General features: G+C 41.9%; 13 protein-coding genes and 2 tRNA genes. 8 read left to right on the top strand and 7 right to left on the bottom strand.

Annotation, left to right across the window (positions count from 1 at the left end):
• The first annotated feature begins 50 nt into the window (after positions 1–50).
• The 7 genes from MSBRM_RS00395 (at position 51) to MSBRM_RS00365 (ending at position 11,209) form a co-directional block, all read left to right on the top strand.
• Entirely contained in the window at positions 51–848 is a 798-nt protein-coding gene (locus MSBRM_RS00395) for a 2-amino-3,7-dideoxy-D-threo-hept-6-ulosonate synthase (protein ID WP_048120767.1), read from the top strand.
• Between the two features lie 97 nt (positions 849–945).
• A complete protein-coding gene (locus tag MSBRM_RS00390; RefSeq protein WP_048120769.1) occupies positions 946–2,088 on the top strand; it encodes a 3-dehydroquinate synthase II in 1,143 nt (380 codons plus the stop codon).
• Between the two features lie 131 nt (positions 2,089–2,219).
• Positions 2,220–2,963: a type I 3-dehydroquinate dehydratase gene (aroD, locus tag MSBRM_RS00385; protein ID WP_048120771.1), complete on the top strand. Its 744-nt coding sequence runs from the start codon at positions 2,220–2,222 to the stop codon at positions 2,961–2,963.
• Entirely contained in the window at positions 2,960–3,802 is an 843-nt protein-coding gene (locus MSBRM_RS00380; RefSeq protein ID WP_048120773.1) for a shikimate dehydrogenase, read from the top strand. The genes aroD and MSBRM_RS00380 overlap by 4 nt, the downstream gene beginning before the upstream one ends.
• 86 nt (positions 3,803–3,888) lie before the next feature.
• Positions 3,889–5,337 (top strand): prephenate dehydrogenase, encoded by a 1,449-nt coding sequence (locus MSBRM_RS00375; protein WP_230629345.1) that lies wholly within the window; start codon positions 3,889–3,891, stop codon positions 5,335–5,337.
• 98 nt (positions 5,338–5,435) lie between these two features.
• Positions 5,436–6,986: a HEAT repeat domain-containing protein gene (locus MSBRM_RS00370; protein WP_048123365.1), complete on the top strand. Its 1,551-nt coding sequence runs from the start codon at positions 5,436–5,438 to the stop codon at positions 6,984–6,986.
• 1,346 nt (positions 6,987–8,332) lie between these two features.
• A complete protein-coding gene (locus MSBRM_RS00365; protein ID WP_048120775.1) occupies positions 8,333–11,209 on the top strand; it encodes a HEAT repeat domain-containing protein in 2,877 nt (958 codons plus the stop codon).
• Here MSBRM_RS00365 and tpiA read toward each other — a convergent pair.
• The 7 genes from tpiA to MSBRM_RS20945 all read right to left on the bottom strand — a co-directional run bounded on the left by tpiA (position 11,206) and on the right by MSBRM_RS20945 (position 15,300).
• Positions 11,206–11,874, bottom strand: a complete 669-nt coding sequence (gene tpiA / locus MSBRM_RS00360; RefSeq protein WP_048120776.1) for a triose-phosphate isomerase — start codon at positions 11,872–11,874, stop codon at positions 11,206–11,208. The genes MSBRM_RS00365 and tpiA overlap by 4 nt on opposite strands.
• Positions 11,875–12,046: 172 nt before the next feature.
• Positions 12,047–13,225: a bifunctional 5,6,7,8-tetrahydromethanopterin hydro-lyase/3-hexulose-6-phosphate synthase gene (locus tag MSBRM_RS00355; RefSeq protein ID WP_048120777.1), complete on the bottom strand. Its 1,179-nt coding sequence runs from the start codon at positions 13,223–13,225 to the stop codon at positions 12,047–12,049.
• A 259-nt stretch (positions 13,226–13,484) separates the two neighbouring features.
• A complete protein-coding gene (locus MSBRM_RS00350; protein ID WP_048154027.1) occupies positions 13,485–14,099 on the bottom strand; it encodes an endonuclease III domain-containing protein in 615 nt (204 codons plus the stop codon).
• 237 nt (positions 14,100–14,336) lie between these two features.
• Positions 14,337–14,408 (bottom strand) — tRNA-Cys (locus MSBRM_RS00345).
• Positions 14,409–14,473: 65 nt separating this feature from the next.
• Positions 14,474–14,545 (bottom strand) — tRNA-Cys (locus MSBRM_RS00340).
• Positions 14,546–14,670: 125 nt separating this feature from the next.
• On the bottom strand, positions 14,671–15,099 hold the full coding sequence (locus tag MSBRM_RS00335; RefSeq protein ID WP_230628853.1) for a YIP1 family protein: 429 nt from the start codon (positions 15,097–15,099) through the stop codon (positions 14,671–14,673).
• Between the two features lie 15 nt (positions 15,100–15,114).
• The gene (locus MSBRM_RS20945; RefSeq protein WP_230628855.1) at positions 15,115–15,300 is read right to left on the bottom strand and encodes a hypothetical protein; all 186 of its coding nucleotides are present in this window, start codon (positions 15,298–15,300) and stop codon (positions 15,115–15,117) included.
• A gap of 92 nt (positions 15,301–15,392) precedes the next feature.
• Between MSBRM_RS20945 and MSBRM_RS00330 the strand changes: the two genes are divergently transcribed.
• Positions 15,393–15,635 carry a ferritin-like domain-containing protein gene (locus MSBRM_RS00330; protein ID WP_052712634.1) on the top strand — a complete coding sequence of 81 codons (243 nt, stop codon included), beginning with the start codon at positions 15,393–15,395 and terminating at the stop codon, positions 15,633–15,635.
• Positions 15,636–15,710: the final 75 nt, after the last annotated feature.

The following is a 15,710-nucleotide window of genomic DNA, read 5'->3' as shown; positions in this document are numbered from 1 at the left end:
AGTAGGTATAACAACAATTTGAAAGCATTTTGTACTCGAAGGAGATTATAATGTCAGATATCGGTAAAAAGATACGGATAGAAAGGCTGATGAACCGGGAAAGCAGAAACATGGTCATTATTCCCATGGACCATGGGATCTCAGACGGGCCTATTGACGGGCTTATCAATATCACTGATACGGTGAATAAAGTTGCCGAAGGAGGAGCAAACGCCGTCCTTATGCAGAAAGGAATGGTAAAATACGGACACAGGGGATACGGCCACGACATAGGTCTTATCGTGCATATAAGTGGTTCTTCTTCCCTTAGCCCGGACCCCAATGCCAAAGTGCAGGTCTGTACAGTAGAGGAAGTAATTAAGATGGGAGCTGATGCCGTTTCCATGCATATAAATATAGGCTCTGAAACCGAAGCTGACCAGCTTGAACAGCTCGGGAAAATTTCCAAAGACTGTACGGAATGGGGTATGCCTCTTCTTACTATGATGTACCCAAGAGGTAAAAAGATCACAAATCCGCACGACCCTGTAAATGTAGCACATGCTGCAAGGATCGGGGCCGAGCTCGGCGCTGATGTTGTAAAAACAGTATACACTGGAGATCCTGATAGCTTTAGAGACGTTGTCAGAGGCTGTCCTGTACCTGTAGTTATTGCAGGAGGACCTAAAACCTCAACGGATCAAGAACTCCTGGAGATGATTGACGGAGCGATGGAAGCCGGAGCCAGAGGTGCTGCGATTGGAAGAAATGTTTTCCAGCACAAGGATCCTGTTAGACTCACCCGGGCCATTTGCGAAATCGTACATCATAGAAGGCCTGTAGAAGAAGCCCTCGAACAGCTAAAGTGAGAGCTAGATATTGAAAAGCAATACCAGAACCCGAAACAGAAGTTAAAAAAGGGAAAAGGCCTGAGTAAAAATAAAAAATATACCGGAGTTGAAGCCTTTGAAGAAGAAAAGCGTGTGGATAAAAGCCGATGAAGGCGGATGGGAACAACAGAAAGAAAGAATTACGACAGGCCTTGAATCAGGAGCCGACTGCGTACTTGTAAACCCAGGGGATGTCGGAAAAGTCAGGGAACTGGGAAGTATTCCGGTAGCAACCTTTGGCCGTGACAATAAATCCGGAGCTGAGATTATTGTCGTTGGGAAGAGAGGAGAAGGCGATGGAACGAAACCTTTACCCCTTGAGACTCAGGGTTCTCTTGACATAAACGCAGCAACCCTTCTCAGGGATAAAGGAGTTGCTGTTGGCGGATATGTTATAATCAGGGACAAACGCTACGAGCAATTCGCAGCCGAGATGGGAAAGGTCTGCGACTTCCTGATTGTAACGGGCACGGACTGGAAGGTTATTCCTCTGGAAAACCTGATAGCTGAGCTTCAGCGTTATGACGTAAAAATAATTTTCGGGGTAAAAAGCACTGAAGAAGCAAGGCTGGCTTTCAAGACCCTTGAAACCGGAGCAGATGGCGTCCTTCTTGACAGTGGAAACATCCAAGAAATTAAAGATACCATCCAGGCTGCAAGGGAGCTGGAAAACGAAAGCACTAAACTTGAGTCTGCGGTTATAACCCGGGTAGAACCTCTTGGAATGGGAGATCGAGTCTGTGTGGACACATGCAATCTCATGCAAAAAGGAGAAGGCATGCTCATAGGTTCTCAGGCAAGCGGGATGTTCCTTGTAAATTCCGAATCTGATGACAGCCCATATGTTGCAGCCCGCCCATTCAGAGTAAATGCAGGTGCGGTTCACTCTTATATAAAAATTGGAGATAAAACCCGTTACCTCTCGGAACTTCGAACCGGAGATGCGGTAACCATAATCGATTCAAAAGGAAGACAGAGAGAAGGTTTTGTGGGGAGGGTCAAGATTGAAAGCCGTCCTCTTATGCTCATTGAAGCAAAAGCAGGCAATCGTACTCTGAGCGCAATCCTGCAAAATGCCGAAACTATCAAGCTGGTTGGAAAAGACGGAAATCCGATTTCAGTTGCCAAACTCAAGAAAGGCGATGAGGTTCTGGTTCGCCTAGAAGAGGGAGCCAGGCATTTCGGTAAAAAAATCGAAGAAACGATAATAGAGAAATAACCTCCTAAATAAAAAACTCCTGAAAAGAAACGATCATCAGCGGAAAAACGGAAGAAGAAACGGTCATCAGCTGAAAGACAAAAACGGAAAAAGAAATGGTCATCATCAGAAAACAAAAACCGGAGCAAACAATGATTCATATTGGCCAGCTTGACCTTGAGAAAAAAGCTGCCATTGTCGCAGTAATCCTTGAAAAACCCCTTGAAACTTCAAGAAAGGCCGCCAAAATGGGGGCCGACCTTCTTGAAATCCGGCTGGATTTGCTTGGGATCAGGGACCTGGAAACAGCTGCAGAAACAATCCGAGAAGTAAAATCCGAAACCGGACTTCCGGTAATCCTCACAAATCGTTCAATTACGGAAGGAGGGAAATGGGAAGGAAAAGAGGACGATAGAATCGAACTTCTTACAAATTTCTTTTCTAAAAATCTCATTTCCCTGAAAGACAAGCCAGATGCAGTAGACATCGAGCTCTCTGCTGGGAGAGAAGCAAGAGACCAGGTAATAAAAGCGGCAAAAGCCTGCGGAAAAACCGTAATCGTTTCTTCCCATGACTTTTCAAAGACTCCGGCTTTTCAGGAAATGAAAACTATTCTGGAAGAGGCATTTCTGGCAGGGGCAGATATTGCGAAACTTGCTGTTATGCCAAAATCAAGAAGAGATGTACTTGACCTGTTAAGAGTTGCACTGGAAACAAGAGAGGCAGAAAACGCTGTATGCACGATCGCTATGGGCAAGCTTGGAAAACATACAAGGGTAGTTGCTCCTTTCTACGGTTCGGTCCTGACATATGCGGCTGTTGATAGTGAAGTTTCTGCCGCTCCCGGGCAATTTCAGGTAGATGAAATAAAGAAGATATTGGAGCTGCTCGAATGAAGCGAGTTTTTGGCGTATTTGGAGACCCTATAGCCCATTCCCTTTCTCCTGCAATGCATAACGCAGCTTTTTCAGCCCTTGGAATGGAATGTATCTATCACGCTTTCAGGGTGAAACCTGAAAAACTGGAAAAAGCAATTCTTGGGGCTGAAGCTATGGGGTTCGGAGGGCTCAATTTGACAGTACCCTTAAAAGAGGTAGCCTTGAAACTTGACTGCATAAAACCTGATTCACTTGCTGAAAAGATAGGAGCTGTAAACACTGTCGTTTTCGGGGAAACCGGAGAAATAAAAGGGTACAACACGGACGGACTAGGAGCAAAGCAGGCACTTCAGAATTCTGCAGTGGAAATTAAGGGGTCTAAAATCGTAGTTGCAGGAGCAGGTGGAGCAGCAAGATCCATTGCTTTTCAGCTTGCAGCCGATGGAGCTGAAATCACAATAGTAAACCGTACCGAAGGAAGGGCAATCGAGCTTGCAAAAGATATCTCAGCTGCAGCCCTTTCTGGAAGCGTAACTGGGAGAGGGTTCTCTGGATTAAAAGACCTGTTGCAGGATGCCAATATCCTGATCAACACCACGACTCTTGGAATGCACCCGAATGTAGACACCGCGATTGCCACAGCAGAAGATCTTCACCCTGACCTTACTGTTTTTGATATTGTCTATAATCCCCTGGAAACCAGGCTATTAAGAGAAGCAAAAACCTCAGGCGCAAAGACTGTGAGTGGAGTCTTAATGCTTGTCTATCAGGGAGCTGAGGCTTTCAGGCTCTGGACAGGAATCGAACCTCCAGTCGAACTTATGAAAAAAACGGTTTTGGAGGCTTTGCAGGCTTGAGTGTTAATCTGAAACCAGGAAATCAGGTGAATACAGATCAAAATCCTGAAAAAACGAAGGTTTTGATCCTTGGTGGAACCGGTGAAATGGGACAGTGGTTTACCCGTTTTTTCAAACAAAAAGGCTACGAAGTTACAGTCTGGGGAAAAGGCGGGAAAACAGAGATTGCAAAGAAATTAGGAGTTCCTTTTGCCTTGGATCTCGAAAAAGCTGTTCCGGAAAGTGACATAGTAATAGTCTCGGTGCCCATCAATGTAACTGAAGAGACTATTGCGGAGTTTGCTCCAAAAATGAAGGCTGGAAGTCTTCTTATGGACTTTACTTCCATTAAAGTAAAGCCTGTGGAAGCTATGAAAAAGTTTGCCCCTTCAGATGTGGAAATTCTCGGCACACATCCTATGTTCGGCCCGACAATTCCCACTATCAGAGGGCAAACTGTCATTCTCGTCCCTGTAAAGGGGCGTTCGGAGAAGTGGTTCCCAGTAATGAGAGAGCTTTTTGAGGAAGGGGGGGCGCATGTTGAAATTACTACGGCAGCCGAACACGACAGGCTTGTTTCGGTTGTACAGGGACTTACTCATTTTGCCTATATTACCATAGGAACGACCATTGACAGGTTAGATTTTGATATAAAAAAATCTAGAAAATTCGTAAGCCCGGTCTACGCCATAATGCTGGACTTTGTAGGCAGGATTCTTGGCCAGAACCCCTATCTGTATGCCCTTATCCAGATGGAAAATCCCGGAGTTCTGGAAGTTCATGACGCATTTATCAAGGAATGTGAAGAGCTCTCAAGGCTGGTGCGAGCCCATGACGAAGAAAGTTTTGTGAAAAAAATGAAATCTGCTGCTCGTAAGTACGGCGATACGGCTCATGCCCTGCGTAAATCGGACAAACTGATTAATTCCAGAATAACTGAATACGAGACCATCCTGAATTCTGTTGGAAAGGTCTGTGGCTTTTCTCATTTTTATTCCGGAAAAATCCATGTAGGTACCCTGGAAAAAGCAGGCCCGGATGAGATCGTTCTTACAAAACTGGTATCAAAAGGCACTTCCCCCCATATAAAAAACAAATTTGTAAAACTTAAGCTTGAAAATCTTCGCATACTTTCGGAATCCGAATTGTGGGAATGGAGAAAAGAAAACCTTGAACATTCTACCAGGGATATTTCAGTCCTTATCCCTGAAGGAGCTGACCCTGCAGTTATCCTTAACGCTATAAATACTAACAAACAGCTTGCAGCCTGCGAAATAAGTGATATCTATAAAGGGATTGATCAGGAAGATCACAAAAGGATTAATCTGGGAGACTATAAAGGGGAAGATTATAAAGAATTTAACCGGATAGAAACTGAAAAAGAAAGAGAAAAAGCAAAAAGTCTCGGAGTTACTTACAGGATAACAGTTTTTGGGGATTGTGATGCTAATTCTGTCGAAGCTGATGTCACAGCACTCCTTTGCGGTCTTGGGTGCAGAATCAGAAAGAAAAATCTGAAGCAGAAAGAAAAATCTGAAGCAGAAAGAAAAATCTGAAGCAGAAAAGATGAAAACAACTTTCTCCTTAAAAGTCCGTGTTATCTGTAATAATAAAGAGAGAAAGTAATATAAACAATAAAAAAAAAGATAATGTAATGTCCGGAGTTCGATGGAGAGTCTCTCTTTTATTTGCGCTTATCACTCTTTCTATATTTTTATCACTTCTTGCAAATAGTGATAGGTTTATGGAAGTCAGGGGAAATGGAACATATACACAGACCGGAACTGGGAGTTTAAGCAATTCAATCGTAAATCTCACAAACAGGCTGGAAGCCGGTAATCATGAAGCGAGATTGAACGCTGCAGCTGAACTTGGGAAGCTCGGTAGGCCTGCGGCAAATAATCTTGTTGACAAAATTGAGTCAAATAATTCGAGTTCGGAAGAAATAAACAGTTACATGCTCCTCGCCCTTCTTGAAACCGGGGATGACAGAACAGAAAATATCCTTTCCGAAAACTTTGAGAAAATTGAGGCTTCGGATAAGACTGCAAAAGAGAGCGAAGCTGAAGAATGGAAACAAGAGCTCTCAGAGGATATCCTGCAGGCCATCGAAGAAAAAGATACAGTCACAAGAAAGTACATTGCAGATTCCATTGCTATGGACTCCGCCAGGTCGAGAAATAGGGGAGAAACAAACGCTTTTGAGAGAGCTCTTAAATCAGAAATACAGAATTCAAGTATCTATGTTCCTTTTGCGCTTTCAGACTTTGGCCCTGAAGAATCAGGAAACGAAACCGAAAAACTTCTTAAAGCTCTTAAAAGCAATAAAGGAAGCACAAGAATTGCAGCTATGATGGCTCTTGGAGAAATGAGAGAAAAAGCTGCAGTAGATCCCATACTTGAAATTTTGACAAGAGATTATCTGCCGGCACAAGCCAGCGCAGCAATTGCACTTGGAAAGATTGGGGACAAAAGAGCAGTAGAAGCTCTAAGAAAAGAAATGAAAGATGGCGATAACGAATATGTTAAAGGCGGTTCTGCAATTGCACTTGCGAGAATAGGAGACGAAAATTCAGTACCCTATATTATAGATAGATTGAGAGATCAGAGAATCAAAGTAAGAAGTAGTGCAGCTCTTGCGCTTGGAGAAATCGGAAACGAGACCGCGGTAGAACCCCTAATAGAAATCCTGAAAACCGGAAAGAGTGCAGAAGGGCAAAAAAGTAATTCCTTGAATGCAAACACTGATGTCCGAAAAAGCGCTATCCTTGCCCTTGGAGAAATAGGGAGCACCAACTCTACTGAGATTTTAATCGGCATACTGACCGATAAAGAAGAGGAGCTTGAAGTCAGGACAGCAGCAGCTTCAGCCCTGGGAAATATAAAAGATCCAAAAGCTGTAGAAACGCTCAAACAGACTTTTGCTGACAAAACTACGGATGCAAATATTAGAAATGCAGCTTTTCTCGCGCTCAGTAAAACAAGAGACCGGGAAACTGCAGGAATGCTTGTAGGAAAAATGGGAGATCAAGAGATTGGGGCTATTGCCAGAAAAGCTCTCATAGATATGGGGGAAATGGCTGTTGGTCCCCTTATAGAAAATTTGAAAACGGAAGACAAGAAAACAAGAGCTGAAACAGCCTTAATTCTTATTGAAATTGGGGATCAGAGGGCAGTTAAACCTCTCATTGAAGCTTATAAGTGATTTTAAAGAAATTATAAAGAAAAAAAAATGGCTCAAAAACCTCATTCTTTTCTATTTATAGCTATTTAGAAACTTGGACTTGGTATATATTTATTAAAATCAAAATATTTCTTTAATATAAGGAGCATTTATTTTTCAGCTGTTTATATAAAATGACTTTTTTACTAAACAAGTTGTGAAAATTGAAGGTATTCTTGTTCAGATCGTAGCAGGTTAGAAACATAACAAGCTGATGAATTCTCCACGAGCCAAACCATGCCCTTCAACTGATCCCTGAAATTTGAACTTTGAGAAGCCTTCATAGTGTCGATTTTTTAGAATTAGTATATAAAGATTCATTGGTCATCGGTTAAGGAGTTTTCTTGCCTGAAAACTATTGATTTTGCATTAGAAGCCGGCCTTAAATTTTGGCCCATTTACATGAAATCGATACCCTATTCCAGCTCATAATTTATTAAAATATTTAGTAACTGTTGAGGAAATTGACACAATTGTCACGATTTCTTACTTAACCGAAGACGCATTTATAAAGATTAGATTGAAAAGCATTTTTAATTTTTCATTTGCGGGAGGGAACTTTGAGCCGAAAATGTAACGGTTATTACCCAAATACCAGAATATTTTAACTACTTTATCATTAGCTAGTCGGAAGAAGCATCCTTAACAATTCTAAATATATTGAAAATTGATTTTTCAGTATAATAAGCAACAGAACTATTAGTTTAAAACAACAATGCTTTCCTGATGGAGTCTCATGCTAGCCGTTAATTGCCTGACATTTTTCAATCTTTGAAAAAGGTAAAAATCTGGAAAATACTTAAAAGATATTTATAGCAGTCATGGAATTGAGAGGCTCTCAAAAGCGCTTTCTGGAAGCTGAAACTAATTGCCAACAGCGTATTGCTATCGAATGTTTGAGGATAGATTTCCTAGCGTGGATTTTTAAAAATCATTTTTTCATAATATACTGTAATAATCAATGTTTTTTCAATCATAAATAGTAAAGTAATAATTAGATAAATGAATACCACTATGGAGGTTCTTAAAATTTATCTATAATTCCTTCGATGCATCACTTATTGTCACCCAATTATATCTTTTATCAGGTACAGTTCCTGGCAAGAATGCAAATTCCTGAAAAATTATTTCGAAAAATTCATACAAGTCAATTGCAAAAAACTAAATATATACTAAAAATGTATCAGACCTGAATATACACTAAAAATGTATCAGACTATTCATTTAACGTTAAGTAAGATTCCTTGTTAAAGAGGATTTCTACGCAAATTTAAAACTCTAAACTTCAAAATCAAACTGACATCGAATTTACGGAAACGGTATAAAATATGAATCATTCAGTGCCTAAAATCATACTGTTACTACTCACACTGACAATGGTTGGAGTTGCTGCCGGAATCAGCGAAAGCAACAAAGAAAACCCCAATGAAACGACCATGTTAGATATGAATGAGTCAGAAACTCAACAGGCTGTAGAACCTCCCACACTGACAATGGTTGGAGTTGCTGCCGGAATCAATGAAGGTAACAATGAAAACCCCAATGCGACAACCATTCTAGATACGAATGAGTCAGAAACTCAACAGGCTATAGAGCCTCTGATAAAGGCATTAGGAAATGACGATATAAACTCCAGAAAGGAAGCCAGATTCGCTCTGGAAGAAATGGAAGAAGACGCTGTAGATCCTCTTATAGAAGTTATTGACTCTGAAAACCCGGAAATAAGATGTGAAGCAGCTCTGGCTCTTGGAAATATTGGTGGGCAAAAAGCAGAAAAAGCCATAATACAGCTTTTGAAGGACGAAGACCCAGAGGTTAGAAGCGGTGCAGCTCTAGCTCTTGGTAATGCAAGAAGCCAGAGAGCAGAAAAACAACTAATTCAAGCACTTTCAGACGAAGATGAAAGAGTGCGCTCCAATTCAGCCTGGGCTCTTGGAGAAATTGAAAAGGCAGGTTCTTCTTCAGAGGAAGATGGCTGGGGGGAGACCTTATTCTCAGGAAAGGTAGAAAATGAGAAAATTGTTGAGGCCCTCAACCTAAGTCTCGAAGATAATAACAGTGAGGTAAGGTCCAGTGCAGCAGAAGCTCTAGGAAAACTTGGAGGAGAAAAAGCCGAAGAGTCTCTGATTAAGGCACTTTCAGACGAGGACAGAAAAGTTCGAAGGAACGCCGTGGAAGCCCTTGGAAAGATAGGGGATAAAAAAGCCACTGAACCCCTGATAAAAGCACTGAATGACGAAGACAGAGAGACAAGAAAGAAAGCCATTGTAGCTCTCGGAGAACTCCGAGAAGAGAAAGCAACAGAAGCCCTGATTAAGGTACTTTCGGATGAAGACAAGGACGTCCGCTGTACTGCAGCTGTCGAATTGGGAGAAATTGGGGATCAAAGAGCCGAGAAAGCCCTGATAAGTGCTCTTTCAGATAAAGATCCTGAAGTACGGAGCCTTGTTGTGGAATCTCTTGGAAAAATAGGAGAAGAAGAAGCAACAGGAGCTCTCGTCCAGCAGTTAAAAGACCCTGACCAAAAAGTCAGAAATATAACTGAAAAAACACTTGAAGAAACTGGAGACAGAAATACTAAACCGATTGTTCAGGCATTAAAGGATAAAAATAATAATGTCAAGCAGTATGCTGGGGAGATTCTTGTTGGAATCGGAAAACCAGCAGTTGAGCCCCTTATAGAAGCCCTTTCAGATGATGATGCATATACAAGCAGTACAGCCGCCTGGGCTCTTGGAAATATAGGAGATAAAAGGGCAATAAAACCTCTCATTCAAAATCTCTCGGCTGAAAATGAAGAAACAAAATTGAGCTGTGCCAGAGCTCTTGTAGAAATAGGAGAACCGGCAGTTCCTGATATGATAAAATCTCTTGAGAACCAGAATAAGACTGTTAGAAAATATATTGTTTTTTCACTCATTGAAATGGGAGACAAGAGAGCTGTTCCAGAACTTAAGGAACTTTTCAAGGAAAAAACAGAAACTTCTACTGAACTCACTGAAAAAAAAGGTGACGAAAAAGTAGACCAGACTCTCCAGAAAGCTGTAGAAGAAAAAGACATGACCTTCCGGAAGGAAGTAGCAAAAGCCTTTGAAGATATTGGGAACTCAGAAACAGAACCCCTCATCAATGCACTAAAAGCAGACCCTCAAAACATAAAAAAATACGAAGAGGCTTCCGGAGTTAATCCTAAAGATAAAAAAGCGCCAGAAAAACTCCTAGATGCATTAAAACGTGAAGAGAGTTATGTGAGAGTCAGCTCTATACTTGCACTGGGAGGAATGAGAGAAGAAAGCTCTATCGAACCTCTTATTGAAATCTTGGTCAAAGACTGCAATGAGACAAAAGCCTGTGCAGCCTTTTCTCTTGGAGAAATTGGAAACGAAAAGGCAGTGGAACCATTATCAATTGCCCTGAAAACGGATAAATACGGCAATGTGAAAGAGTGCAGTGCTATTTCCCTTGGAAAAATCGGGGATCAAAGGGCAGTAGACCCTCTTATCATGGCTTTGAACGAAAACGATTCCGTAAAAAGTTGTGCAGCCCTTGCTCTGGGAAAAATTGGAAACCCGAAAGCGGTTAAACCCCTGATCCAGATACTATCCGATGAAAATCCCGAAGTACGGCGAAATGCAGCTCTGGCTCTGGGGGCAATAGGGGATCAAAAAGCAGTGAAATCTTTAACTGTAGGACTACAGGATGGAGACGAAACTGTGAGAGTCGCTTCAGCATGGGCCCTTGGAAATATAGGTGATGCCACAGCTGTAGGCGCGCTCAATAGTGCTACAACAGATGGAAATGAAACACTCAGAAGCACTGCTTTAGAAGCCCTGGGTAAAATAAATGACCCAAAAGCAGTTGGAACTCTTAAGAAAGCTCTTAAGGATAATAACTCCGGAATTCGGATCTCTGCTGTTACTGCTTTAGGAGAGATAAAAGGCGAAAAAGCAACTGACACTCTTGTCATGGCTTTGGGAGATAATAATAAAAAAGTAAGAGACTGCGCGTCAAAGATTCTTCTTGATAGAAAAGAAGAAGCAGTGGAACCTCTAATAAGAGGCCTGAATAGTGAAAACCAGAATATCAGGGAGAACTCTGTGTTCCTGCTAATTGACATTGGAGATGAAAGAGCAGTAAAACCTCTCACCAAGTACTTGAATGCAAATACCAGAGCTCAACCTGAAATTCAAGAAAACAAAACTTAAACCAGACGGATAAGGTCTTCCAGTGCGGCTTTTGGGTCTGTGGCTTTTACAATTCCAGATGCCAGAAGCACGCCTTGAGAACCAAGGTCAAGGGCTGCCCTGAGGTCTTCACCTTTGGAAATCCCGGCTCCGCAGAGTACCTTTACACTGGGATCAATTTTTGCAACCGCCTCAACCGAACCGCTAACAACTTCAGGGTCAGCTTTTGAGACAGGGATTCCACTCCCTATAAGTTCGGGGGGTTCGATTGCAACATAATCCGGCCCCAGGGCTGCTGCTGCTGCAGTTGTCGGGACATTATTAGTGCAGATAATTGACCTGAGCCCGAATTCCTTTGCAGCCTTTAGAGATGCCTCGATCTCTGCAAGAGTTAGACGCCTCTCAGAGTGGTTGATCAGAGTCCCTACAGCGCCTGCTTCTTTTATGGCTTTTCCGAAAACATGACCTGTGAAGCTTCCTGCTCCTATCCCATCCAGATGCTGGGAAAAAACCGGAAGCTCAACTTCCGAGGCTACCCTGTAAATATCCGAAAGCTGCGGGGCTACTGCTATCTCAATACCTGATTCTTCGGATACGGTTTTGCAGGCCTTTGCAATTTCCACTGCTCCCTGGCCCGTACCCTGTAAATAAGTCTTATAGTTCAATACAATGAATGGTAAACCCAAAAAAATCCCCTCTTGAAAAGTAAAAAGAAATGGAAAGCGTGAATTTCGACGCTTTCTCTAAAAGTTTCTGCCGAAATCACTGCATGGTTTTTCCCTTTAGCAGTAGTTTTTAGCAGTAGGTTTTCAGCAGTAGATTTTCAGCAACTTTTTTAAGGGAAATTCTTAAACCTGCTTAGAAGTCAGTCATGACCCTGAACTGGTCAATTTCCGGTTTGTTAAGGCTGTTGATAAACTGTTCGGCAACTTCCCTGACATCTTTTGAGTTGGTAATCGCACGTCCAACCACAAGAATGTCAGCACCCTGACCGAGAGCTACAGGCACTTTGTCAAGACGGACACCGCCTGCAACAGCAACCAGTGTCTTTGGAGCAACCTTCTTGATCTCGGCGATATTGCCCCATGCATGTTCAGTGGCTTCAATGTCGATTCCACGATGGAGTTCAATGACATCAGGCATGACCTTAAGCTGTTTTAAGACAGAAATCGGATCTTGCTGGTTGAGGGTATCCATTACCGCATAGATACCTGTCTTATGGGCTTCCTCAATGAGCTTGTCAATAGTGCTTATTGGGGCAAGTGCAGAGACAACAATAGCATCTCCTGCAGCATCTGCAACCATTCTTGCTTCAAGATTTCCGGTATCCAGAGTTTTTAAGTCAGCTACTATGAAGGCATCAGGCCTGACCTCTCTGATCTTTGAGATGACATCCATACCATAGCGTTTGATAAGAGGTGTGCCTGCTTCGATAATAACGTGATCGCTTTTAGGAATCTGAGATATGGCGGATTGCACGAATTCGATGTCAGGATTGTCAAAAGCAACCTGCAGGTATGGTGGGTCCCAGAGCCTTGTGACCTTGAATCCCATGATAGCATGGGTAGACTTGTTGCTTTCCTCAAGAACGGTGTTAATGTCCGGGAAACCTTCGAGAGCACGCTTGATTGCGAGTTTTGTTGCTCCGTAATTATACCTGTAGATCTTGTTGTAATCCTGGGCATCAGGATGGAGAAAGACACTGGCTACAATGACAATTTCTTCAACCTGATCCTTTGAGATTACGCCTTCTTCAACTGAGTCTGCTACTGCCTTTGCAACGGCTGCCTGAGCAGGTCCGAAAATTTTTCCTGCTTGCTCCATATTTTTTACCGTAACCTTCGGAATAATTAGGGTTGAAGGTTTTGGAGGCAGATTGGGTCTGATAACGGACAGGAGAGGGGTATGACCGACTGAAAGCTGGGTCAGGCCGTTTGCAAAAGCTTGCCCTACGGGTCCTCCCTTGTCTCCTATCATCAAATCAACATGGGCAAGTTCTGCACCCTGCCCCATTAAAGCTTCTCCTATTTGAAACATATTTGACCTCGTAAAATGTGATAAATTATAGATCCTATTATATGATCCTGAATATTGATAACGGTGAGGATAGCCGTATACCTTGAATTAATTTACTGTCAACTAAGGATACGAATAACCTTTTGCCTGCTAAATGCCAGCCTTATATTATAAATAATCTCGTATCGTCCCACAGGTTTTTTCCGCAGCCCTGATAGAGTCACGGAGTTCTATTTTGGAGTTTGACTTTGAAGTTTCCGGGACCACATAAAACTCCCTATTAAAGGAGAATTTTAGGACAGATATCATCAAGAGTACATGTTTTGCACCTTGGAGAAATAGGCCGGCAGGTATTTTGCCCTAATTTTACGAGCAAGAGATTTATATGTCTCCAATATTTCCGTGGAAAGATCTTTTTTAATTCGGTTTCAGTTTCTTCAGGAGTTTTTGTATCTACCAGACCTAGCCTGTTAGAAATCCTGTGAACATGAGTGTCCACGGCAAGGGCATCCTTGAGAAAAGCATGCGCAAGCACGCAGTTAGCGGTCTTCCTGCCTACTCCAGGCAGTTCAAGAAGAGCTTCCATATCGTCAGGAACCTTGCCATCATATTTCTCTAGAAGAAGTCTGGAAATTTCCTTTATTCTCCCTGCTTTAACTCTGTAAAAGCCCACATCTTTGATAAGAGTTTCAATCTCGCTAACATCAGCTCTCGCCATTTCTTCAGGCGTCGAAAATCTCTCAAAAAGCTTGCTAGCCGCTGGATAGGTCACGTCATCCCGGGTTCTGTGGGACATCACAGTAGAAATTAACGCAAAAAAAGGATCTGTAAAGCCATCGTTAGAAGCTTCAGGATAAAGTTCAAAGAGCCTCCTCATGAGTTCATCAATGTCCATGCTCAAAAATCAGTCTTCTCTAATATAAAATTAAGGTTCGGAATTGAACCTTGAATCAAAGTAAGCTCTAAATTACATCTCAGAAGCAGGCATACGATTTACTTATGTGGTCCACTTATATGAGAATTCATTTACGTGGTCACTTTACTTAAGCAGACCAAACGAAAAAAATTTAAGAATAGGTCGTAAGAATCAGAAAATTAAAAGTTCTGGAAAAAAGATTGGTTTTTAAAGGAAAGCCAAGATCCGGATTCGAACCGGAATGGAATCGCTCTGCAGGCGATTGCGTAGCCGCTCCGCCATCTTGGCATTATGCAAATTCATGTAGGGTACTATATAAAATAATTACAGAGCAATAAATTGTTTAAAGAAGAAGCCAAGATCCGGATTCGAACCGGAATGGAATCGCTCTGCAGGCGATTGCGTAGCCGCTCCGCCATCTTGGCATTCTTGATCACGTATTGCTCGTGTAGCTTCAATTAAAGGAATTTCTAATATATAAACATTTAGCTCAAGGCAATCGGTTTTTAAATTTTTACATAGAACATAATCAAAAAATAAGATGAGTTTTTTATAAAAAGATAACCCCCGTAGAAAAGAACCCGAAGAGAGATAATCCTGAAAAAGCAAATAGCCATGCCATAAATATAACCATAAGCAAGATTATAAGTAAAGTTGGTAGCAGTACAGCTATTACGGACCTTGCCATGCTTACATCATGGACATGCATTCCGCCCACAATATAGAGATATATCCCGTAAATTCCGGCAATCCAGCCGACAATAGGAATCCAGGAAAGTACCAGTACAGCAGTTGCATAAGAAATGAATCTTACAGTGCCTTCGTAACTTCCCGTTCCTCCAAGTATTTTATAAATAATATAGAGTATTGCAGCTTCGATAAAGATAGAAATAATACCTGCAATAGGTGTTATGATCACAGTCATAAGTATCGCGAAAAAGCCAAGCCCTCTCGCACTACCGTACATACCCTCGTACATCCCACCCGTTCCACCTTACATCCAGCCCATATACATTCCAGGGCCAAAGAGGACGGTTAAAAGTGCAGCTAAAAATGCGTATATGATGAAACTAATTGCTGCAAAAGTAAGCGGATCAATATACCCTCCGGTCTTAGGCATATCTCTGTAAAAGTCAGACGGGCTTTGCATTACCTCTCCCCAGGTTTCGATATAACCCATAAGTTACCCCCAATAAATATAGATTTAATTTTTATTTAAATAAATTTATCAAAAATAATCTGATAAGACTTATTGATCTCAGGGTTGAATTAGTGGCCGTCAAAGGTTATAATGAAGGCATTCGCCTGGCAACGGAGTTGGGAGATAACAACAATAAAACTTTCCTAGAATCTATCCTGAAGGAAGAAGAAGAACACGTCGACTGGTTAGAAACCCCGCTAGATCAGATTGGACAGATAGGTATCCAGACCCTATCTGGCACAGCAGATCTATGGATAAGGAAGTTCCTGCTGCGTCTTTATACTTTTAAGAGATTTCTTTCAAGATATTCCTAGGGTCATTCATGAAAATACCCTGACTAAGGGGCAAAAAATTCCCAGTGCCTCAGGAATATCTTTCTAAGGAGAATT

Source organism: Methanosarcina barkeri MS (assembly GCF_000970025.1).
In the GTDB taxonomy this organism is placed as follows: Archaea; Halobacteriota; Methanosarcinia; order Methanosarcinales; family Methanosarcinaceae; genus Methanosarcina; species Methanosarcina barkeri.
Note: the sequence above shows the minus strand (reverse complement) of the source record. Positions and strands in the feature narration are given on the sequence as shown.